The 22174-nt window shown below is 42.1% G+C and carries 17 protein-coding genes; 12 read left to right on the top strand and 5 right to left on the bottom strand.

The window, feature by feature from the left end; all coding sequences use genetic code 11:
• The first annotated feature begins 177 nt into the window (after positions 1-177).
• The 3 genes from G4D82_RS06740 to G4D82_RS06750 all read left to right on the top strand — a co-directional run bounded on the left by G4D82_RS06740 (position 178) and on the right by G4D82_RS06750 (position 4284).
• Entirely contained in the window at positions 178-2721 is a 2544-nt protein-coding gene (locus G4D82_RS06740; RefSeq protein ID WP_166335880.1) for an ATP-dependent Clp protease ATP-binding subunit, read from the top strand.
• A 211-nt stretch (positions 2722-2932) separates the two neighbouring features.
• Positions 2933-3751 (top strand): class I SAM-dependent methyltransferase, encoded by an 819-nt coding sequence (locus G4D82_RS06745; RefSeq protein WP_166335882.1) that lies wholly within the window; start codon positions 2933-2935, stop codon positions 3749-3751.
• Entirely contained in the window at positions 3748-4284 is a 537-nt protein-coding gene (locus G4D82_RS06750) for a DUF421 domain-containing protein (RefSeq protein ID WP_235924317.1), read from the top strand. Before G4D82_RS06745 ends, G4D82_RS06750 begins: the two co-directional genes overlap by 4 nt.
• A 127-nt stretch (positions 4285-4411) precedes the next feature.
• Here G4D82_RS06750 and hutH read toward each other — a convergent pair whose 3' ends face one another.
• Positions 4412-5920 (bottom strand): histidine ammonia-lyase, encoded by a 1509-nt coding sequence (hutH, locus tag G4D82_RS06755; protein WP_166335884.1) that lies wholly within the window; start codon positions 5918-5920, stop codon positions 4412-4414.
• Positions 5921-6325: 405 nt separating this feature from the next.
• On the opposite strand from hutH, the gene thrA reads away from it, so the two are divergent.
• The 3 genes from thrA to thrC all read left to right on the top strand — a co-directional run bounded on the left by thrA (position 6326) and on the right by thrC (position 11203).
• Complete coding sequence (gene thrA / locus G4D82_RS06760) at positions 6326-8773, top strand: bifunctional aspartate kinase/homoserine dehydrogenase I (RefSeq protein WP_166335886.1); 2448 nt, start codon at positions 6326-6328, stop codon at positions 8771-8773.
• A gap of 153 nt (positions 8774-8926) precedes the next feature.
• On the top strand, positions 8927-9847 hold the full coding sequence (locus tag G4D82_RS06765; protein WP_166335888.1) for a homoserine kinase: 921 nt from the start codon (positions 8927-8929) through the stop codon (positions 9845-9847).
• A gap of 60 nt (positions 9848-9907) precedes the next feature.
• Positions 9908-11203, top strand: a complete 1296-nt coding sequence (gene thrC, locus G4D82_RS06770; protein WP_166335890.1) for a threonine synthase — start codon at positions 9908-9910, stop codon at positions 11201-11203.
• On the opposite strand, the gene G4D82_RS06775 is transcribed toward thrC, so the two are convergent.
• On the bottom strand, positions 11189-12040 hold the full coding sequence (locus tag G4D82_RS06775; RefSeq protein ID WP_166335892.1) for an NAD(P)H-hydrate dehydratase: 852 nt from the start codon (positions 12038-12040) through the stop codon (positions 11189-11191). The genes thrC and G4D82_RS06775 overlap by 15 nt on opposite strands.
• Before the next feature lie 247 nt (positions 12041-12287).
• Here G4D82_RS06775 and gcvT point away from each other — a divergent pair, with 247 nt between their 5' ends.
• Positions 12288-13370 (top strand): glycine cleavage system aminomethyltransferase GcvT, encoded by a 1083-nt coding sequence (gcvT, locus tag G4D82_RS06780; protein WP_166335894.1) that lies wholly within the window; start codon positions 12288-12290, stop codon positions 13368-13370.
• Positions 13371-13484: 114 nt separating this feature from the next.
• Positions 13485-14198, top strand: coding sequence for a YebC/PmpR family DNA-binding transcriptional regulator (locus tag G4D82_RS06785; protein WP_166335896.1), 714 nt, complete (start codon positions 13485-13487; stop codon positions 14196-14198).
• A 128-nt stretch (positions 14199-14326) separates the two neighbouring features.
• Here the strand turns inward: G4D82_RS06785 and G4D82_RS06790 are convergent, their stop codons facing one another.
• On the bottom strand, positions 14327-15367 hold the full coding sequence (locus tag G4D82_RS06790) for a PLP-dependent cysteine synthase family protein (RefSeq protein ID WP_166335898.1): 1041 nt from the start codon (positions 15365-15367) through the stop codon (positions 14327-14329).
• 78 nt (positions 15368-15445) lie between these two features.
• On the bottom strand, positions 15446-17581 hold the full coding sequence (locus G4D82_RS06795) for a S9 family peptidase (protein ID WP_166335901.1): 2136 nt from the start codon (positions 17579-17581) through the stop codon (positions 15446-15448).
• Positions 17582-17650: 69 nt separating this feature from the next.
• On the opposite strand from G4D82_RS06795, the gene G4D82_RS06800 reads away from it, so the two are divergent.
• Complete coding sequence (locus tag G4D82_RS06800) at positions 17651-17977, top strand: YbaB/EbfC family nucleoid-associated protein (RefSeq protein WP_166335903.1); 327 nt, start codon at positions 17651-17653, stop codon at positions 17975-17977.
• Between the two features lie 149 nt (positions 17978-18126).
• Here the strand turns inward: G4D82_RS06800 and G4D82_RS06805 are convergent, their stop codons facing one another.
• Positions 18127-19152, bottom strand: coding sequence for a threonine aldolase family protein (locus G4D82_RS06805; protein ID WP_166335905.1), 1026 nt, complete (start codon positions 19150-19152; stop codon positions 18127-18129).
• A 191-nt stretch (positions 19153-19343) separates the two neighbouring features.
• Between G4D82_RS06805 and prfB the strand changes: the two genes are divergently transcribed.
• From prfB to lpxD, 3 genes are all read left to right on the top strand, one after another.
• A protein-coding gene (gene prfB, locus G4D82_RS06810; protein WP_166335907.1) for a peptide chain release factor 2 occupies positions 19344-20442 on the top strand; the annotation gives its coding sequence in 2 pieces (ribosomal slippage) (positions 19344-19406 and positions 19408-20442; 1098 coding nt in all).
• A 50-nt stretch (positions 20443-20492) separates the two neighbouring features.
• Entirely contained in the window at positions 20493-21035 is a 543-nt protein-coding gene (locus G4D82_RS06815; RefSeq protein WP_166335910.1) for a DUF1697 domain-containing protein, read from the top strand.
• A 113-nt stretch (positions 21036-21148) separates the two neighbouring features.
• Entirely contained in the window at positions 21149-22135 is a 987-nt protein-coding gene (gene lpxD / locus G4D82_RS06820) for a UDP-3-O-(3-hydroxymyristoyl)glucosamine N-acyltransferase (RefSeq protein ID WP_166335912.1), read from the top strand.
• Positions 22136-22174: the final 39 nt, after the last annotated feature.

Here is a 22174-nt window from a genome sequence, read left to right on the forward strand (position 1 = left end):
CAAAATTTACTCTATTTATTAACAAAATCAACGTTTTTTTCCGTTGATAAGTTAATTTCAGGGCACTATTTTTTTCTGAATATTTTTTGTCAATTAGCTGACAGTAGATAGACAAGGAACAGTTTTTGAAAACCAGGCCTGAATTCTTTAAATTTACAATAGCAAACTACAATAATTATGGATGATAATTTTTCACCACGAGTCAAAGATGTAATTACCTACAGTAAAGAGGAAGCCTTGCGTTTAGGCCATGACTTTATCGGTACGGAACATCTCATGTTAGGGATTTTGAGGGACGGGAACGGAAAAGCCATCACAATTTTAAACAACCTCTCAATAGATCTAGACCATCTGCGCCGCAAAGTAGAGATTTTAAGCCCTGCCAATCCTAATGTAGCGGTCAATAACGAAAAGAAAAACCTGCACTTGACCCGTCAGGCAGAACGTGCCTTAAAAACCACTTTCTTAGAAGCTAAGGTTTTTCAGAGTACGTCAATCAGCACAGCACATCTATTGTTGTGTATCTTAAGAAACGAAAACGATCCAACCACGAAGCTGCTCAATAAATTGAAAATCGATTATGATGTAGCGAAAGAACAATACCTTAATATGACACCAAACGAAGATAATTTTTTAGAAAATTTGCCCAAGAACGAATCTTTCAACGATGATTCTGGACAAGATGACAGCTTAAAGGAAAGTAGCTTTAACAATCCTGCCAACAAGTCTAACAAAAAATCGAAAACTCCAGTATTGGATAATTTCGGGCGCGATCTAACTGAAATGGCCGAAGAAGGAAAGCTAGACCCGGTAGTCGGTCGCGAAAAAGAAATCGAACGCGTTTCACAAATCTTGAGCCGCCGCAAAAAGAACAATCCTTTGTTAATCGGAGAACCTGGTGTTGGTAAATCCGCTATAGCAGAAGGATTAGCTTTAAGAATTACCCAGAAAAAAGTATCCAGAATTCTCTTTAATAAAAGAGTAGTTACTCTTGATTTAGCAAGCCTTGTCGCCGGAACCAAGTATCGAGGCCAGTTCGAAGAGCGTATGAAAGCCGTAATGAACGAACTTGAGAAAAACGATGACATCATCCTTTTCATTGATGAAATCCATACTATCGTTGGTGCTGGCGGCGCGACAGGTTCGCTTGACGCATCGAATATGTTCAAACCCGCTTTAGCAAGAGGCGAAATACAATGCATTGGCGCTACTACGCTCGATGAGTATCGTCAATATATTGAAAAAGACGGTGCGCTTGAGAGACGTTTCCAGAAGATTATTGTGGAGCCAACCTCGGTAGAAGAAACTATCACAATTCTTAACAACGTCAAAAACAAATACGAAGACCATCACAACGTAACCTACACGCCAGAAGCCATTGAAGCTTGCGTTAAACTAACCAACCGTTATATGTCGGAGCGTTTCCTTCCAGACAAAGCAATCGATGCTTTAGACGAAGCCGGTTCTAGAGTTCACATTACCAATATTGAAGTTCCGAAACAAATTCTTGAACTGGAGCGCCAACTCGAAGAGGTTCGTGAAACCAAAAATTCTGTGGTCAAGAAGCAGAAATACGAAGAGGCGGCCAAACTGCGCGACGACGAAAAACGCATAGAAAAAGAACTTGCTATCGCCCAAGAACAATGGGAAGAAGATTCCAAAAGCAACCGAATTATCGTTACCGAAGACAACGTGGCCGATGTGGTATCGATGATGACCGGAATTCCGGTTAACCGCATCGCGCAAACGGAAAGCAATAAATTAGCTAAACTTCCAGAACTTATTGAAAATAAAGTTATTGGTCAGAAAGATGCGGTACTAAAGATTGCTCGTTCGATTCAAAGAAACCGCGCCGGATTGAAAGATCCAAACAAACCCATTGGCTCTTTCATTTTCCTTGGTCAAACCGGAGTTGGAAAAACCCAGTTGGCCAAAGTGTTAGCCAAAGAATTATTTGATTCTGAAGACGCTTTAGTTCGTATTGATATGAGCGAATACATGGAGAAATTCTCCATATCAAGATTGGTCGGAGCGCCTCCGGGTTATGTTGGCTACGAAGAAGGCGGGCAACTCACTGAAAAAGTAAGAAGAAAGCCGTACTGTGTAGTTTTGCTTGACGAGATTGAAAAAGCGCATCCGGATGTTTTCAACATGCTTTTACAGGTGCTTGACGACGGTTACTTAACGGATAGTTTGGGCCGAAAAATCGATTTCAAGAACACGATTGTGGTTATGACCTCGAACGTCGGTGCGCGTCAGCTCAAAGACTTCGGACAAGGCGTTGGTTTTGGAACTGCAGCCAAGCAAGCCCAAGCCGACGAAAATTCGAAAAGTATTATCGAGAATGCCTTGAAGAAAACTTTTGCACCAGAATTCCTCAACAGAATTGACGATGTGATTGTGTTCAACGCGCTAGAAAAGGCCGATATTGATTTGATTATCGAAATTGAACTTAAAAAATTGTACGCCCGTGTAGCAGAATTGGGTTACCACTTAACACTTTCCGATGCTGCGCGTGCGTTTATCGCAGACAAAGGCTTCGACCGCCAGTTCGGCGCAAGACCACTGAAAAGAGCGATTCAGAAATATGTTGAAGATGCACTTGCCGAAGAAATCATCACTTCGAAAATCGTTACCGGCGACGAAATCTTCATGGATATCGAAGAAGGTGCGCAAGAGCTCAACGTTAAGGTGCGCAAAGCTGAAAAGCCCGCTAAATAATTATAATTCTTATTTAAGTTTTCAATCCTCAGGTGTTTCATCTGGGGATTTTTTTTAGAAGCTGATCCGGCTGTTCGCTGTATTTTTTGCTGCGCTACCGCTCCACAAAAAGATGCCGCTGTCATCCGGGCTAGGGCTAATGTGCTACAATCTGCTGAGGTGCACAACAAAAAAACATTATATTTGCGCTCTATAATTCGCAAACAAAGCTATGAAAACCACCGAGGAAATATTAGAAATCAACAAAAAACAAAAAGAGTTTTACAATTCCGATAGTCACGGAAAAACCAATTTCATTTCTTCACTTTGGTCTAAGTTTCGCAATGGTGCCTTGAGTGATTTTCGCAAGAAATTCGACATCAAAGACCGCGTTTACGATGAGCACAAAATCTGGCTCGGCGATATGAGTCAGAAAAAAATTCTCGATTTGGGTTGTTTGCGTGGCAACGCTTTATCGCTCTACATGGCGGAAAATGCTAAAGAATATATTGGTATTGATTTGAGTGACGTAGCTATTGCCAGCTTGCAAAAACGCATCGAAAGCCTGAATTGCCCCAACGCCAAAGCGGTCGCCATCGACTTTTTCTCGCCGGAATTCAAAGACACCAATTTCGATATTATATACGCTTATGGAGTACTGCACCATTTCGAAAATTTTGACCTTTTAGTAGCCAAACTCAAAGAGAAGTTAGCACCAAACGGTATCATCATTTCATACGATCCGCTCGAGACTAGTTTTCCTATCAAAGTGTTGCGAGCCATTTATCGCCCGTTCCAAAGCGACAAAGATTGGGAATGGCCCTTTACCAAAAAAGTGCTGCAGACAATCAATAAGAATTTTAAGATTGAGCAAATCCGCGGTGTGTTGGGCCGAAGCAAATATGGTGTCCTACTCAATTTACTGCCATTGAACGATCAGTACAAATCGAGAGTTATTGCCAAAATGGTTGAAAAAGACTGGGGCATTCAAGAACTTCATAAAGTGTATTCTTGTATGCACACTACGATGTTGTTGCGCAAAACTACATGATTCCCTCTCTGCCAATATTGCATCCCTATCTTGAGGTGATGCTGCGCTCGGTCGCTGTGTATTTCTTTATGGTGATTGCCTTACGGATTTTTGGAAAAAAAGAACTTTCGCAACTCAACACCGCTGATATTATTCTGGTGCTGCTCATCAGCAACTCGGTTCAGAATGCCATGGTCGGCACCGATACTTCGTTGTCAAGCGGCCTTGTTGCGGCTTCTGCCCTATTTATTACCAATATGATTTACAAACGTGTTTTGCTAAAGTCAGAGTTAATTAAAAAAATAGTGCATGACAAACCTGAGATTTTAATTCACAACGGAAAAATATACTTCAAAACCGTTTCTAAGTTAAACATTACTTCTGAAGAACTCGAAGAAGCCCTACGCGAACACGGCGTTGAACATTATAAAGACGTCAAATTGGCGATGTTAGAGATTGATGGCAACATCAGTATTATATCAGAAAATCCGGTTTTGAGACAAACGCGGCACAAAAGGAAAAACCGCAAAACGCTCGGCAATATCAGCAATTAACGGCTTCTAATCACTACAGCCCTAGCCCGGATAGCAGCGGCATCTTTTTTAAAGGTTTTTGGTTTAGCAAACCGGAAAACTTTAAAAAAATATAGCGAATAGCCGGATCAGCTTCTAATAAAAATAACTATTCGAAAATGCTTTCGTCGAGTTGGAAACTGTTCAAGAAAGTCACTGAATTTTCAATATCGTAATGCAAAATGCGGTCTTCCTTGACCAGCGGCACTTCAGTTCGGTAAGATTTTAAAAACGTTTCAATAAACTCGCTCGATTTCAATGGTTTTCTGAACGCGATGGCTTGCGAGGCATTCATGAGTTCAATGGCTAAAATCCGCTCTAGATTGTTCATGATGCGCAGGCATTTGGTAGCTGCATTGGCGCCCATGCTCACGTGATCTTCTTGTCCGTTTGAGGAAACAATGCTATCGACACTGGCCGGAGTAGCCAACTGTTTGTTCTGGCTGGCGATACTTGCAGCGGTATATTGCGGAATCATAAAACCGGAATTCAAACCTGGATTCTCTACCAAAAAAGCGGGCAAACCGCGCAATCCGGAAATGAGTTGATAGGTTCGTCTTTCAGAAATACTGCCGAGTTCAGCCAAAGCAATGCCTAGAAAATCTAAAGCTAAAGCCAAAGGTTGTCCGTGGAAGTTGCCTCCGGAAATAATCACATCGCTGTCGATAAAAATATTGGGGTTATCAGTAACGGAATTGACTTCGGTTTTGAAGATTTTGCGCGCATAATCTAAAGCATCTTTTGAAGCGCCATGCACTTGCGGAATACATCGGAATGCATACGGATCTTGCACCTGTATTTTCTCTCTTTCGATAATTTCGCTGCCCTCTAAAAACTCGAGTATTCGCTTGGCGGTGACAATCTGCCCTTTGTGCGGACGGATATAATGGATCAGTTCGTTGAATGGTTCTTTACGGCCATCAAAACCTTCTAGGGAAATCGCGGCAATCAAGTCGGCCAACCAAGAGAATTTGAGGGCTTTGATTAGAATATGAACCCCATAAGCGCTCATGAATTGTGTTCCGTTGAGCAGCGCTAAACCTTCTTTAGATTGCAATACGATAGGTTCCCAGCCGAATTGCTTCAATACCTCTTTTGCGTTTACTTTACGGCCTTTTTGCCAAAATTCGCCTTCGCCCAAAAGTGGCAAGCACAAATGCGCCAATGGAGCCAAATCGCCCGAGGCACCGAGTGAACCTTGTTCGTATACTACAGGCAAAATGTCGTTGTTGAAAAAATCCACCAAACGTTCTACGGTAAGGAGCTGAACACCTGAATAGCCATAACTCAAAGATTGCACTTTCAGCAGCAGCATCAGTTTCACAATTTCCTGCGGTACGTAATCGCCGGTGCCGCAAGCATGTGATTTTACCAGATTTTCCTGTAGTTGCGAAAGGTTTTCGTTGGAAATCTTCACATTGCACAAAGAGCCAAAACCGGTGTTGATGCCGTATATCGGATTTTCGTTTGACTGCATTTTATCGTCGAGATATTCGCGGCATTTCTGAATATTAATCTTGGCTTCTTCTGAAAGCGCAAGCTTAAAATTCTGACTGATAATCTGCTGGATTTGTTCTATTGAAAGTACATCGGATGTGATGTAATGCGTGTGCTCCATGTGGCTGTTTTATGAGGATTCAAAATTCAGTAAACCATTGTTAAAATGCAAGAGTTGTTAATAATATTGTAGAAATAATTGAGGATTTGCCATTTTTGACGGATTCTGTTCGGTCATCTTTTAAACTTCTGAAATTGAAAACATTTCAAAATAAAAAATTCGCAAAAATGATTTTCGGCTTTTTTAACTGCAACAAATTAACTTACATTTGAAATTCTTGATATCTAATAGATGATTTACAACAGTACACTTCTTTACTTCAATACAACGACCGAAAATACGGTTGTTACGACTGTTACATCTACCACTACAACCCCTTTGGGGTAAAGTATTTCACATATCATCCTTTTGTTTTGCTCGAATGAGAAAGTTAAACTATTGCTATCTATTATAAAATTGTCAACCATGAACGTATTAAAATTTGGCGGAACTTCAGTAGCCAATGCCCAAAATATAAATCTAGTCCTGAATATTGTCAACGAAACTTCAAAGAAAGAACCCATTGTTGTAGTGGTTTCTGCTTTTAGCGGCGTCACCGATTTGCTGGTGTCGGCGGCAGCTATGGCATCTTCTAAAGACAAAAGTTACAAGGAAATTGTAGCGCAAATCGAGAAAAAACACAAAGACGCGATTGATGAACTGATTCCGCTTTCCGAGCAAAGTGAAGTTATCGATGCGGTCAATGCTAACATCAACCAACTCAAAACGCTGTTGGACGGTTGTTTTCTTTTGGGCGAATTATCGAGCCGTACTTCGGATGCCATTTTAAGTTTTGGCGAATTGCTTTCCTCGCAGATTATTGCTAAAGCCATGCAGCAAAAAGTGAAAGACGCCGGTTATAAAGACAGCCGAGAACTCATTAAGACCGACAATCATTTCGGAAAAGCCGCAGTAAATTTTGAAGTTACCAATAAGTTGATTGCCGAGTTCTTTAAGTCATCAACTAATCGCGTGACGGTAATGCCCGGTTTTATTGCTACTTCAGAAGATGACAATGCCACTACTCTAGGCCGCGGCGGTTCTGATTATACAGCAGCTATTATAGCCGGAGCACTCAATTCTTCACAACTCGAAATTTGGACTGATGTCAACGGAATGTTTACAGCCAACCCGAAAATTGTTAAGCAAGCGCGCCCGATTGAAACCATTTCGTACCAAGAAGCAATGGAGTTGTCGCACTTTGGAGCCAAAGTATTGTATCCGCCAACAATCCAGCCGGTTTTGAAAAAGAATATTCCCATTCTGATTAAAAACACTTTTGAGCCTGAAGCAGCCGGGACCTTAATCACTTCAGAAATTAGCGGAAAAGAAAACCCAATTAAAGGGATTTCACACATTGATAAAATTGCACTATTAACACTCGAAGGCTCAGGAATGATTGGTGTTTCCGGATCATCTAAAAGATTGTTCGAAGTATTGTCTCAGGAAAATATCAACGTGATTTTCATTACGCAGGCTTCCTCAGAACATTCCATTTGTATCGGTATTTTAAACGCCGATGCCGACAAAGCCCAAAAAGCCATCAACCGCGCTTTTGAAATTGAAATAGCGCAAAATAAAATCGATCCATGTATCGTCGAGAAAGATTTGTGCATCGTAGCACTCGTGGGCGAAAGCATGAAAAACCATCAAGGTTTGAGCGGTAAAATGTTCAGCACTTTGGGTAAAAATAACGTGAATATCCGAGCCATTGCACAAGGTGCTTCGGAAAGAAATATTTCCGTTGTCATCAACGAGCGCGATGTGAAAAAGGCATTAAATACACTACATGAACGTTTCTTTGAAGACAATACCAAACAGCTCAACCTTTTTGTAATGGGCGTTGGCAATGTCGGTGAGAAATTCATTGATCAGATCCACCAACAAAAGAAGTTCTTGAAAGACAACTTGAAAATCAATGTGCGCGTCATCGGGATTTCAAATTCCCGGAAAATGCATTTTGACGAAGAAGGCATTTCGCTCAAAGATTGGCAAGAACTTTTAAATCAAGGCGAAGCAGCCAACAAAGACGTATTTATCGAGAAAGTAAAAGCCCTCAACTTGCGCAACAGTATTTTCGTCGATATTACTGCCAATGCCGAGATTGCCAATACTTACGCGCAATATTTAGAGAAAAGTATCGCCGTGGTGACTTGCAATAAAATCGCTTGTTCGTCGGCCTACGACAATTACAGCCATTTGAAACAACTGTCTAGAAAATACAACGCTCCGTTCTTGTTTGAAACCAATGTCGGTGCTGGTTTACCAATTATCGATACGTTGAAACATTTGATTGCTTCGGGTGATAAAGTGAACCGGATCAACGCGGTTTTATCGGGAAGTTTGAACTTCATTTTCAACAATTTCAGCGAAACTTATAATTTCCATGATGTCGTAAAAGAAGCAGGCGTTCAAGGATTTACAGAACCCGATCCGAAGATCGATTTAAGTGGTGTTGATGTCGCACGCAAGATACTCATTCTAATTCGAGAAAGCGGTTACCAGATGGAAATCGAAGATATCGAAAACAACTCTTTCCTTCCGGCAGAATGTATGAATACGACCAACAACGAAGACTTCTTTACATCGCTCATCAAGCACGCCGGCCATTTCGACAATTTATTAGCCGAAGCCAAACAAAAGAACAGCCGCCTAAAATTCGTTGCGTCGTTTGAAAACGGGAAAGCTAATGTTGGTTTACAGTTCATTCCGGCAGACAGCCCGTTTTATAACCTAGAAGGAAAAGACAATATCGTCCAGTTCTACACCGATCGTTATCTTGACCAGCCTTTGCTGATTAAAGGCGCCGGAGCCGGAGCTGCAGTAACTGCTTCGGGCATTTTTGCGGATGTGGTTCGAATCGGAAATGTTTAAAAAAGTGCCTGAGTTGCTGAGTACCTTAGTGCCTGAGCAAAACCTGGTAACTCGAGAAACAATAGTTTACAAATAAAATATAAATTTATAACGCGAAGTTCCTTTACTGAATTTATAAACTCAGGCACTCAGGAACTAAGGCACTAAGCAACTATGAAACAAATCAAACTTTTCTCACCAGCCACAATCGCCAACTTATCTTGCGGATTCGACGTTATGGGCTTATGCCTCGACGGCGTAGGCGATAAAATGATTGTGCGTAAATCGGATCAAAAGGGCATCAGAATTACCAGAATCGAGGGTGCAGACTTACCATTAGAAACTGAGAAAAATGTTGCCGGAGTTGCGGGTTTGGCTTTGCTAAAAAAACTAAATGTCAATTTCGGTTTTGAAATTGAAATCTACAAGAAAATCAAAGCCGGGAGCGGTATTGGAAGTAGTTCTGCGAGCGCTGCCGGGGCGGTTTTCGGAATGAATGAATTAGCCGGAAGACCGTTTACAAGAAAAGAATTGGTCGAATTTGCCATGCAAGGAGAAGTGCTCGCCAGCGGAAGCGCCCACGCGGATAATGTGGCTCCTGCCCTATGCGGCGGTTTCACAATTGTGAGAAGTTCTAGCCCGCTTGATATTATTAAAATTGACAGCCCGAGCGAATTGTACGCCACGGTTGTCCATCCGCAGATTGAACTCAAAACTTCCGAAATGCGGGCCGTTCTAACCCCAATGATTCCGCTAAAAAGTGCCATCACACAATGGGGAAACGTGGGTGGTTTAGTTGCTGGTTTATATACCAGTGATTACGAACTGATTGGTCGCTCGTTGCAAGACGTGATTGTGGAGCCTTTGCGCGGGCCATTTATTCCTAATTTCAATGAAGTGAAAGAAGCAGCGGTGAAGAATGGCGCTTTAGGTTCGGGAATTTCAGGTTCTGGGCCATCTATATTTGCGTTGAGTAAAGGCTTTAACACGGCACAAAAAGTAGCAGAATCTATGCGTTCTATATTTGAAAAAACAACCATTCCTTTTGAAATACACGTCTCAAAAATCAATTCCGAAGGCGTGAAAATAATTTAAAGCTATAAGCAATATGCAGTAGGCTTTAAGCTTATTGCCTAAAACCTAAAGCAAATAAAAATGAAATACTACAGTTTAAACCAGAACGCTCCGAAAGTTTCCTTTGAACGAGCCGTCATTCAAGGATTAGCGCCTGATAAAGGATTGTATTTTCCTGAAAGCATTACTGCGTTACCTGCACATTTTTTTGAAAACATCGAGAATTTGAGTAACGAGGAAATAGCTTTTTCAGCCATTCAACAATTTGTCGGCGATGAAATTCCTGAAGCGGAACTGAAAAAGATTATCAACGAGACGTTGTGTTTTGAATTTCCGACGGTAAAAGTCGAAGATAGCATATATTCACTCGAATTGTATCACGGCCCAACAATGGCGTTTAAAGATGTTGGCGCGCGCTTCATGTCGCGTTGTCTGGCTTATTTCAACAAAGGAAAAACTGAGCAGAAAAATACCGTATTGGTCGCTACTTCAGGCGATACAGGTGGCGCAGTGGCTAGCGGCTTCTTGGGTGTGAACGGTGTAGATGTCGTGATTTTGTATCCGTCGGGAAAAGTGAGCGACATTCAGGAAAGACAATTAACTACGCTCGGACAAAATATCAAAGCACTCGAAGTGGATGGCGTTTTTGACGATTGTCAGGATATGGTCAAGAAAGCATTTTTGGATGAAAGCCTAGATTTCAAAAACCTCACTTCAGCCAATTCAATCAACATAGCGCGTTGGTTGCCTCAGATGTTCTATTTCTTCTTTGCCTACAAGCAATTGAAATCACTCGGAAAACCTTTGGTTGTTTCTTGTCCGAGTGGGAATTTCGGTAACATTTGCGCCGGCATTATGGCAAAAAAATTAGGTTTGCCAATCGAGCATTTTGTTGCCGCAACCAATGTGAACGACACTGTACCGCAATTTCTAGTCACTGGAAAGTACGAACCGAAGCCGTCGAAAGCCACAATTTCCAATGCAATGGATGTGGGCAACCCAAGTAATTTTGTCCGGATTCAGGAATTGTATAACAACGACCTAAACGCTTTTCAGAAAGACTTTACTTCGTTTTCTTATGATGATGAATTGACAACTGAAACCTTGAAATCAATTTACGTCAAAACCGGTTACATTGCCGAACCACATGGCGTGGTGGGTTATCTGGGTTTAAAGAAAGAAATGCAAAACCATCCGAATGCGATTGGGGTTTTTCTGGAAACTGCGCATCCGATCAAATTTTTGGATGTGGTGGAGCCCATTTTGAAGATTGAATTACCGATTCCAGTCCAGATTGAAACGGTGCTCAACAAAGAAAAAGTGAGCGTAAAGATTAAAACCTACGACCAGCTCAAATCGTTTTTACATAGTTCCTAAACTGAGGTAAGCTTTCCCGATGTGAGCGATAATGTCTGAAGCAATAAACGATTGATAACCGGTTTCAGGCAGTGCAATGTCGGCAGTTTTTCCATGTAGGTAAACGCCTAACATGGCTGCCTCTAGCGGTGGATATGATTGTGCCAGCAAACTGGTAATCATTCCAGTGAGTACATCGCCACTTCCGGCTGTGGCTAACGCTGCGTTTCCTGTTGTGTTTTCGTAAATAGTATCGCCGTCGATGATTTTGGTAAGTGCGCCTTTGACTACGACAATCACTTTGTATAACATCGAGAAGTCGATGGTTTTCTGCAATTTTTCGTTTTCATTAGACCAAGCTCCGATAAGCCTTTCGAGTTCTTTTGGATGCGGCGTTAAGATGGTTCCGGGTTGTAATAATGAAAGCCAGTCTGGGTTTGCCGATAAAATATTTAAGCCGTCAGCATCGACAACCAGCGGATGGGAATTGGTTTTTAAAAAATCGTGCAAAGCTTTTTGCGTAGCCGGCTCCTGCCCGATTCCGATACCGATGCCGATGGCTTGCGGCTGAATTTCGAAATGGATTTCGGTGATGTGAGTTTCATGCTTGTCGGCATTTACCATCGCTTCTGGTAGGGAAGTTTGCATTATTTCGTAGCCGCATTTGGGAATGAAAGCCGAAACCAATCCGCAACCGGTTTTGAGTGCTGCTTTAGACGCTAAAACTACTGCGCCAATTTTTCCGTAACTGCCGCCGATAATCAGCGCATGGCCTTGAATGCCTTTATGGGTTTTAGGATCGACGGGTTTGTAGCGTCGGGCAATCTCTCGGGCATTGATAGGAAACGGAAGATTCATGTGTTGGAATTTAGCGTCATTAAAAATACGACTTTTTGTATTACCGCAGTTTCCTAGCCCTGATAGCAGCGGCAGCTTTTGTTTGCAAGCTTTTAATGGTTTTTTACCTTGATTTTGATGGCAAACAAAACTATAGCGGATAGCAGGTTCCCGGCTTCTAAAAAAGACACACATTTTGCAATTTATGAGTTTCCGGATTGACAAATTTTGAATACATTAGCGGCTCAAAATCTAAATCCTGAGAATAATGAAAAATACTGCGCTAAGCCATGTGCACGAAAGCCTCGGAGCGAAAATGCTGCCGTTTGCGGGCTACAATATGCCGATTACTTATGAAGGCGTGAATGCCGAACACGAAACCGTGCGCAATGCTGTGGGCGTTTTCGATGTGTCGCATATGGGCGAATTCCTGCTTACGGGCGAAAATGCTTTGGCGCTGATTCAGAAAGTGACTTCGAACGATGCTTCGACTTTGACGATTGGTCGCGCGCAATATTCTTGTTTGCCCAACAACGAAGGCGGTATTGTTGACGATCTGATTGTGTATCGCATGAAGGAAGACCAGTATCTGTTGGTCGTGAACGCGTCGAATATTGAAAAAGACTGGAACTGGATTTCGAGCCACAACGATTTAGGCGTAGACATGCGCAATATTTCGGACGATTATTCTTTGCTCGCGATACAAGGCCCAAAAGCGGTGGAAGCGATGCAGGCGTTGACTTCGGTAGATTTAGCCTCGATTGCTTACTATCATTTTGTGGTGGGCGATTTTGCCGGTTTTGAGCAGGTGATTATTTCGGCTACGGGTTATACCGGTTCGGGCGGTTTTGAGATCTACTGCAAGAATTCGGAAGTAGAAACGATTTGGAATAAAGCATTTGAAGCCGGAGCGGCCTTCGGAATCAAGCCGATTGGTTTGGCTGCGCGCGATACCTTGCGTTTGGAAATGGGATTCTGCTTGTATGGTAACGACATCAACGATACAACTTCTCCGCTAGAAGCCGGTTTGGGTTGGATTACTAAGTTTACTAAAGATTTCGTGAATTCGGATAACCTGAAGAAACAGAAAGAAAATGGCGTGAGCAGAAAGTTGGTTGGTTTTGAAATGCTGGAACGCGCCGTGCCCAGACACGATTATGAAATTGTGGATGCCAGCGGAAATGTGATTGGTATTGTGACTTCGGGAACCATGTCGCCAACATTAGGTAAAGGCATTGGATTGGGTTATGTTACCGCTGAAAACAGTGCTTTGGATAGCGAGATTTATATCAGAATTCGTAAAAATGATGTTCCTGCGAAAGTCGTGAAGTTGCCTTTTTATAAGAAGTAAAACACAGATTTCACAGATTAGCACAGATTAAATTATTGTTAGAAAATCTGTGTCAATCCGTGTCATCTGTGTTCATAATATTTTATTTTTGCACCGTAAAATTTAAGTTTAGAAATGGGAAGAGCGTTTGAATTCCGCAAAGGAAGAAAAATGAAACGTTGGGCAGCGATGGCCAAAGCGTTTACAAGAATTGGAAAAGATATTGTCATGGCTGTGAAAGAAGGCGGTCCGAATCCGGAAGCCAATGCCCGTTTGCGCGCCGTGATCCAGAATGCGAAAGCGGCTAACATGCCGAAAGAAAACGTGGAACGCGCGATCAAAAAAGCGACTGACAAGGATACCGCCAACTACAAAGAAGTTTTGTTTGAAGGCTACGCGCCGCACGGAATTGCCATTTTGATTGAAACTGCGACCGACAACAACAACAGAACTGTGGCCAATATCAGAAGTTATTTCAACAAATGCAATGGTACTTTAGGAACACAAGGTTCGGTAGAATTTATGTTCGACCATACTTGTAATTTCAGGATTCCAAAGGGCGGAATTGATGCTGAAGAATTGGAATTGGAATTGATTGATTTTGGCGCTGAAGAAGTTTTTGAAGACGAAGACGGAATCTTAATCTACGCTCCTTTCGAAAGTTTTGGAGCGATTCAAAAAGAATTAGAAAATAGAAAACTGGAAATTTTATCGTCTGGTTTTGAAAGAATACCTCAAGTGACCAAAGCACTGACCGAAGCGCAAGTTGCCGATGTAGAAAAGTTGTTAGAAAAAATTGAGGAAGATGATGATGTTCAGAACGTGTATCACACTATGGAGGAAAGTTAAAATCAATTAATAATTAATATTGAATAGTTAATAATTAATAAGTAAAAAAGTCCCGACTGTTTTGTCGGGACTTTTTTTTATTTTTTGTCAAACCAATTATTAATTATTCGTTATTAATTATTAATTAACTATTTGATGAATTCTATTCGCTGTACTTCTTCTGCGTTGACGCTGTCGAAAAAGCCTTGGTCGTTCATCCATTCGTCTGAGAACACTTTGCTCATATAGCGCGAGCCGTGATCTGGGAAAATGGCGATGACATTGCTGTTGGCATCGAACTCGCCTTCTTCTGCGTATTGCTTAATGGCTTGCATCACTGCTCCTGAAGTATAGCCTACAAAAAGGCCTTCTTTCTTCGCGATTTCACGGGTTACGTGTGCGCTTTCTTCGTCGGTTACTTTTGTGAATTTATCGATGACATCAAAATCTGTGGCGGTTGGAATTAAGTTTTTACCTAAACCTTCAATTCTGTATGGATAAATTTCGCTGTTATCAAACTCTTTGGTTTCGTGGTATTTTTTGAGTACTGAACCAAATGCATCTACTCCTAAAATACGAATATTCGGATTTTTCTCTTTTAAGAACTTAGCTGTTCCTGAAATGGTTCCTCCGGTTCCGCTGCAAGCTACTAAATGGGTAATCTTGCCTTGGGTTTGTTCCCAAATTTCTGGGCCAGTCGTATGATAATGCGCATCAACATTAAGCTGATTAAAATATTGATTGATATATACCGAACCTTTGATTTCTTCATGCAAACGCTTGGCTACACTATAATACGAACGATCATCATCGGCTGAAACGTGTGCTGGGCAAACATATACTTTAGCCCCTAAACTGCGGAGCATATCGATTTTGTCTTTAGACGACTTTGAGCTCACGGCCAAGATACAATTGTATCCTTTGATGATACTGACCATCGCCAAACTGAATCCGGTATTGCCTGAAGTGGTTTCTATAATGGTATCGCCGGGAGAAAGAATACCGCGTTTTTCTGCTTCTTCTATGATGTATAAAGCGATTCTGTCTTTGGTTGAATGACCCGGATTGAACGCTTCTACCTTTGCATAAAAATTACCTTCTAAATGCTCGGTCAGCTTATTGAGCTTAATAAGAGGAGTGTTTCCTATTAGTTCCAAGACATTGTTGTAGGCTTTTATTTCTTCTTTCATAAAAAAATGGTTAATCGAGATTTTTTGTAACAATAACCGGTAACCTCAAATCCTTGCAAACTTACAAAAAAAATCGAATTACGATTTAATTTTTTCTAAATCTAACAAGAAAGCAAATTCCTTCGCGAGTTCTTTTAAAGCTTCAAATCGTCCGGAAGCCCCGCCATGACCAGCATCCATATTTGTGTCTAGAAAAAGTTGTTTGTTGTCGGTTTTCGTAACCCTGAGTTTGGCAACCCATTTGGCCGGCTCCCAATATTGCACTTGCGAATCATGCAATCCGGTGGAAACGTACATATTCGGGTAAGCCTTTGCAGTCACGTTATCATAAGGTGAATACGAACGCATGTAATCATAGTAAGTTTTGTCGTTCGGATTGCCCCATTCGTCGTATTCTCCGGTTGTCAAAGGAATCGAATCGTCGAGCATCGTTGTCATTACATCTACAAACGGAACTTGGGCAATCACACCATTATAAAGCTCTGGTGCCATATTTACCACTGCGCCCATTAAAAGCCCGCCGGCAGAACCACCTTCTGCGTACAAATGCTCAGGTGAAGTCCACTTTTCGGCAATCAGGTATTTCGAGCAATCGATGAAATCTGTAAATGTATTTTTCTTTTTCAGCAATTTTCCGTTCTCATACCACTGACGGCCGAGCTCTTCCCCGCCGCGAATGTGCGCAATAACATATACAAAACCACGGTCGAGCAGCGACAATCTGGTTGAAGAAAAATAAGGATCCATCGAGGCGCCGTAAGATCCGTAAGCATACTGCAGCAGCGGATTTTTACCGTCTTTCTTCACTCCTTTTCTGTATACAACAGACATCGGAATTTTGGTTCCATCGGTCGCCGTGGCCCAAAGGCGTTCTTCGATGTAATTGTTCTTATCGAATTTGCCGCCCAAAACCTGCTGCTCTTTCTTGATTTCTTTCACTTTGGTTTTCATGTTGAAATCAATGATCGAAGAAGGTGTCGCCATCGATTGGTAGCCGTAGCGCAGCACATCCGTATCAAAATCGACGTTTGTTGTCGTATAGGCGGTATAAGTTTCAATTTCGAATGGCAGGTAGTAAGCTCCGTTTCCGCTCCAAGGCATGATCTTGATTTTGTTCAAGCCATTGCTTCGTTCAGAAACCACTAAATAATCTTTAAAGATATCGATACCTTCCAATAAAACATCTTCGCGATGCGCAATAAGGTCTTTCCAATTTTCTTTAGTAGTTGCCGTTTCAGGAGTTTTCATCAATTTGAAATTGGTTGCGCCGTCGGCATTGGTCACGATGTAGAAACTATCTCCATAATGCGAAATACTGTATTCCAAACCTCTAACGCGCGGTTGAAAAATCTTGAATTCACTGTTGGGTTCGTCGGCCAGAATGGTTCTGAACTCGTCGGTTAAAGTACTGGAACAGCTAATGGCAATATATTTTTTCGATTTGCCTTTGGCTACAGAAACATTAAAAGTATCGTCTTTCTCAAAATACACCAATTGGTCTTTGGCGGTGTCATCTCCTAATTTGTGCTTAAAAACTTTGTCTGACCTTAATGTTTTTTCGTCCTGGCGGGTGTAGAAAATGGTTTTGTTGTCGTTCGCCCAAGCTACATTTCCGGTCGCTTTGTCGATTTTATCAGCTAAGATTTCACCCGTTTGCAAGTTCTTAATCTGCAAGGTGTAAATTCTTCGTCCCACCACATCGACAGCAAAAATGGCAAAACGGTTGTCATTACTCACACTGATGCCGCTGAGTTGAAAAAACTTATGCCCTTTAGCCATCGCATTGCAGTCGAACATGATTTCTTCCGGTGCGGACAAACTGCCTTTTTTTCGGGCGTAAATCGGATAATCTTGGCCTTTTTCAAAACGAGTGATGTAGTAATAGCCATTATACAAATACGGAACAGATTCGTCGTCTTCTTTGATGCGGCTTTTCATTTCCTTGAATAAATCTTCTTGGAAGGCCTTGGTATGCGCGGTTACTTTATTATAATATTCGTTTTCCTGTTTTAGATAATCAATAACTTCAGGATTCTCGCGGTCGTTGAGCCAGAAATAATTATCTATTCTTACGTCTCCGTGCTTTTCTAAGGTCTTCGGTTTGATAGCCGCAACAGGCGGTTTGGGTGTCTGGGTCATGGATTGTTTTTTGGGTTGAGCATATGCGCTGGCAAAAATAAGACAAAGGCAGCTTAAAAAGAACCGTTTTTTCATGTTTTGATTTATGATGGTAAGCGGGCAATTTAGTAATTTTAGCGCACCAAAATCCTAAAAATTATCAACATGTTTGGAGACCTTATGGGCATGATGGGCAAACTCAAAGAAGCCCAGCAAAAAGTAGAAGAAACCAAAAAAAGGCTAGATACGGTTTTAATCGACGAGCAAAGCAACGACGGGCTTCTCAAAGTAACACTTACTGCCAATAGAAACATCAAATCGATTCTCATTCAAGACGAACTCTTCAATGACAAAGAGCAGCTCGAAGATTACCTGGTGACGGTTATGAACAAAGCGATTCAAAGAGCCACGGCTATCAACGAGCACGAACTTGCTTTAGCTGCCAAAGACGGCATGCCTAATATTCCCGGAATGGATGGGTTGTTTAAATAAGTAGCTTGTAATTAGTAGTTAGTGGTTAGGGGTTTTTAGAAGCTGTTCCCGCTGTTCGCTACTATCTTTTACTGCGAACGCCGCAGCAAAAGGATAACCGCTACCATCGGGGCTAGGGTTTTTGTGGTGTTATCACGAATAGCGTAAAATCAAAAAGCCAGCTTCTCTAAGGCTTCTTTTACGTAATCATGCATGACTTCCTTATAATCTAAATGCGTCACCATGCGCAAGGTTCCTTTGGCCATGGCGCTGATGGCAATATTTTTTTGCGATAGTTTCTCAATCACAGCTTTGTCTTCAATATGCGGCAATACCGAGAAAATCACGATGTTGGTTTCAACCGGTTCCACTTTGGAAACCCAAGGCAATGTTTCCAGTAAAGCGCCTAGTTCTTTAGCACGGCGATGGTCTTCCTCTAGCCTGCTGATGTTGTTTTGCAAAGCATAGAGCCCAGCGGCTGCCAAGTAACCCGATTGCCTCAAGTTCCCGCCAAACATTTTTCTGATTCTTAGTGCGCGTTTAATGGTTTGCGCATCCGAGATCAAAACGGAACCGATGGGTGCGCCCAAGCCTTTAGAGAAACAAACCGAAATCGTATCGAACAATTCGCCAAACTGTTTTGGGTGTTGCTTTTTGGCGATCATTGCATTCCACAAACGTGCGCCGTCGAGATGGTATTTCAGGTTGTGCTCTTGACAAACTTTTTTGATTTCTTTTAAAGTGCCAATTTCGTAACAAGCGCCGCCACCTTTGTTGGTCGTGTTTTCAATGCTGACCATTTTCGATAAGGGCGCGTGATAAAATTCCGGATCGTTGATGCCGTTTTTTACCTGTTCGGCCGTAATCATGCCACGATTTCCGTCGAGCAGGTTGAAATTCACGCCGCTGTTGAACGAAGCGCCACCGGCTTCATACAAATGAATGTGCGACCATTTATCGCAAATGATTTGGTCGCCGGGATTGGTGTTGAGCTTAATAGCGGTTTGGTTGGCCATAGTGCCTGAAGGGAAAAACATTGCCGCTTCCATTGAGAATAATTCAGCTACTTTTTGCTCGAAATCGTTGACCGTTGGGTCTTGCTTGAACACGTCATCGCCTACTTTGGCAGTGAACATCGCTTGCAACATTTCGGGTGAAGGTTTGGTAACCGTATCGCTGATTAAATTTATTTCCATACTAAAGGTGGATAGTTTACTTTTGCTGACGAATTGGTGATTTGGGTTTGCAGCCCTAGCCCGGATGGCAGCGGTATCCTTTTTTGTGAAGACCAGATTCCATTATTGAACCCAAAGTGAGTCACAAAAAAGATTTAGCGTACAGCCGGAAACAGCTACTAAAAAATCACCGCCAAAAATAATTATAATTTATGACAACTACCGAACAAATTAAAGGTATTGTGGAACGCCTTGGTGCGTTGAGGAGGTATCTTTGACATCGATGCCAAACTGATTGAAATTGCCAACGAAGAAGAAAAAACCTTCGCCCCGAATTTCTGGGACAATGCTAAAGAAGCTGAAGCCGTAGTGCGCAACCTGCGATCTAAAAAGAAATGGGTTGAAGATTACGAAAAAGCCACCGCGCTCACCGATGAACTACAACTCGCTTTGGAATTTTACAAAGAAGGAGAACTTACTGTAGAAGAGCTAGATGCGCAATTTCATCTCGCCGATACATTTATTGAAAATATCGAATTCAAGAACATGCTTTCCGACGAAGGCGATTCGCTGAGTGCCGTACTGCAAATTACTGCCGGAGCGGGCGGAACCGAAAGCTGCGACTGGGCTTCCATGCTCATGCGGATGTACATGATGTGGGGCGAGAAATTTGGTTGCAAGATCAAAGAACTCAACTTCCAGGAAGGCGATGTGGCCGGGATCAAAACCGTGACTTTGGAATTTGAAGGCGAATATGCTTTTGGCTATCTCAAGGGTGAAAACGGCGTGCATCGTTTAGTGCGTATCTCTCCTTTTGACAGCAATGCCAAGCGGCATACTTCGTTCGTTTCGGTTTATGTTTATCCGCTCGTGGATGATAGTATCGAGATTGACATCAACCCGGCCGATATAGAAATTACGACTTCGCGTTCGAGCGGCGCCGGCGGACAGAACGTCAACAAAGTAGAAACGAAAGTGCAATTGGTCCACAAACCCACTGGGATTCAAATTCAATGTTCTGAAACGCGTTCCCAGCAAGATAACAGACAGCGCGCTATGCAGATGTTGCGTTCACAGTTATATGAAATCGAGCTCAAAAAGCGCCAGGCCCAACGCGCCGATATTGAAGCAGGAAAGATGAAGATCGAATGGGGTTCTCAAATTAGGAATTACGTAATGCATCCTTATAAACTGGTAAAAGATGTAAGAACCGGATATGAAACTAGTGATGTGGATGGCGTGATGAATGGCGAAATCGACGGTTTTTTAAAGGCGTTTTTGATGATGATGGGACAGAGGGAGGAGAATTAATTAATAATTAATAATGAATAATTGTCAATGAATGGTAGATGTTTGTTTTTATGAAGACTTATATTGCTTTGTTGCGTGGGATTAATGTGAGTGGTCAGAAAATCATTAAGATGGAGTTGCTCCGGAAGGTACTGGCCGAGCTCGATTTTGTGAATATTTCGACCTATATCCAGAGTGGCAATATTATTTTTGAAACTGCTATCGGTAATTCAGCCATACTAGAGAAACAAATCTCCGAGAAAATTGAGCAGCATTTCGGATTTGTGGTGCCGGTGCGGATGACTACTTTAGATGAATTAAAAACGATTGTTGACCAAAACCCTTTTGTGGCCGAAAACTTAGCAGATCCTACTCAGCCTTATGTAGCTTTTCTTTCGGGCGAACCTGCCGCTGCTGATTTGGCCCAATTGGGACAAATAGATTTTCAAGGAGATCGATTCATTTCTAAAAACCGAGTACTTTATTTATGGTATGCCCGATCGGCTGCTGATACCAAACTTTCTAATGCGGTCATTGAAAAAAAACTACAACTCAGCGCTACTTCCCGTAATTGGAAAACTGTATTGAAACTGATAGCGTTGGCGCAAAAGTAGTTATAAAAAGAGCTCTTTTTTGCGGTGGATTTATGGCAAATTGATTTAAGAATTAGGTATTTTCATTCATATTCTTTTTATTTGGAAACTTAACCCAACCAAAACCAAAACGAATGAAGTCATTTTCGATTGAAGAAATCAATGCCGTGCTCAATGGAACCCTTGTAGGTTCTACCGCCAAAAAAATTACCGCACCCGAACAATTGTGTGCCGCAAACGAAACCGAAATTTCTTTCATCGGAAGTAAAAAGTACGAGAAACTCTGGGCAACTTCTAAAGCAGCAGCAGCCGTCGTTAACGAAGATATTTTCATTGAACCGGGAGAAAATAGGGCCTTCATTAAAGTTAAAAATGCCGATTTGGCGATGTCGCAAGTATTAGAGATGTTCGCTCCACCACTACCGGTTTTTGCTAGCGATATTCACCCTACTGCTGTTATTGATGCTTCGGCAAAAATTGGAAACGGAACCAAAATCGGAGCTAATTGTTATATTGGTCCGAATGTTACTATTGGCGATTGTGCAACCATTTACCCCAACGTGACTATTTTAGATGAAAGCACTGTCGGAAATCATACAGTAATCTGGCCCGGCGCTGTCGTGCGCGAACGTTGCCATATTGGCAGCCACTGCATTCTACATCCGAACGCGACTATAGGCGCAGATGGTTTTGGTTTCAGGCCTTGCAATGAAAGAGGTTTGGTCAAAATCCCGCAGATTGGAAATGTAGTGATAGGCAACCATGTAGAAATTGGTGCAAACTCTAGCGTTGACCGCGGAAAATTTAGTTCGACTGTGCTGGGTGACGGCTGCAAAATCGACAACTTAGTACAAATCGGGCACAACAGCCAATTGGGCAAATTCTGTATTATGGCTGGAAACAGCGGATTGGCAGGCTCGGTAACCTTGGGTAATGGTGTTATCATCGGCGGAAGTGCCTCTATCAAAGACCATTTGACTATTGGCGATGGCGCGATGGTAGGTGCCGGTTCTGGTGTTGCAGCCGACGTACCGGCAGGCCAAACGGTTTTGGGTTATCCGGCAGTAGAAGCCCGAGATGCGCTCAAACAGTGGGCAGCAATCAAACGACTGATTAAGTAATTTTTTAATAACAATACCAAAATGAAAAGCGGAAATGAC

Origin of the sequence: Flavobacterium lotistagni, assembly GCF_011392125.1 — a bacterium.
GTDB classification, from domain to species: domain Bacteria; phylum Bacteroidota; class Bacteroidia; order Flavobacteriales; family Flavobacteriaceae; genus Flavobacterium; species Flavobacterium lotistagni.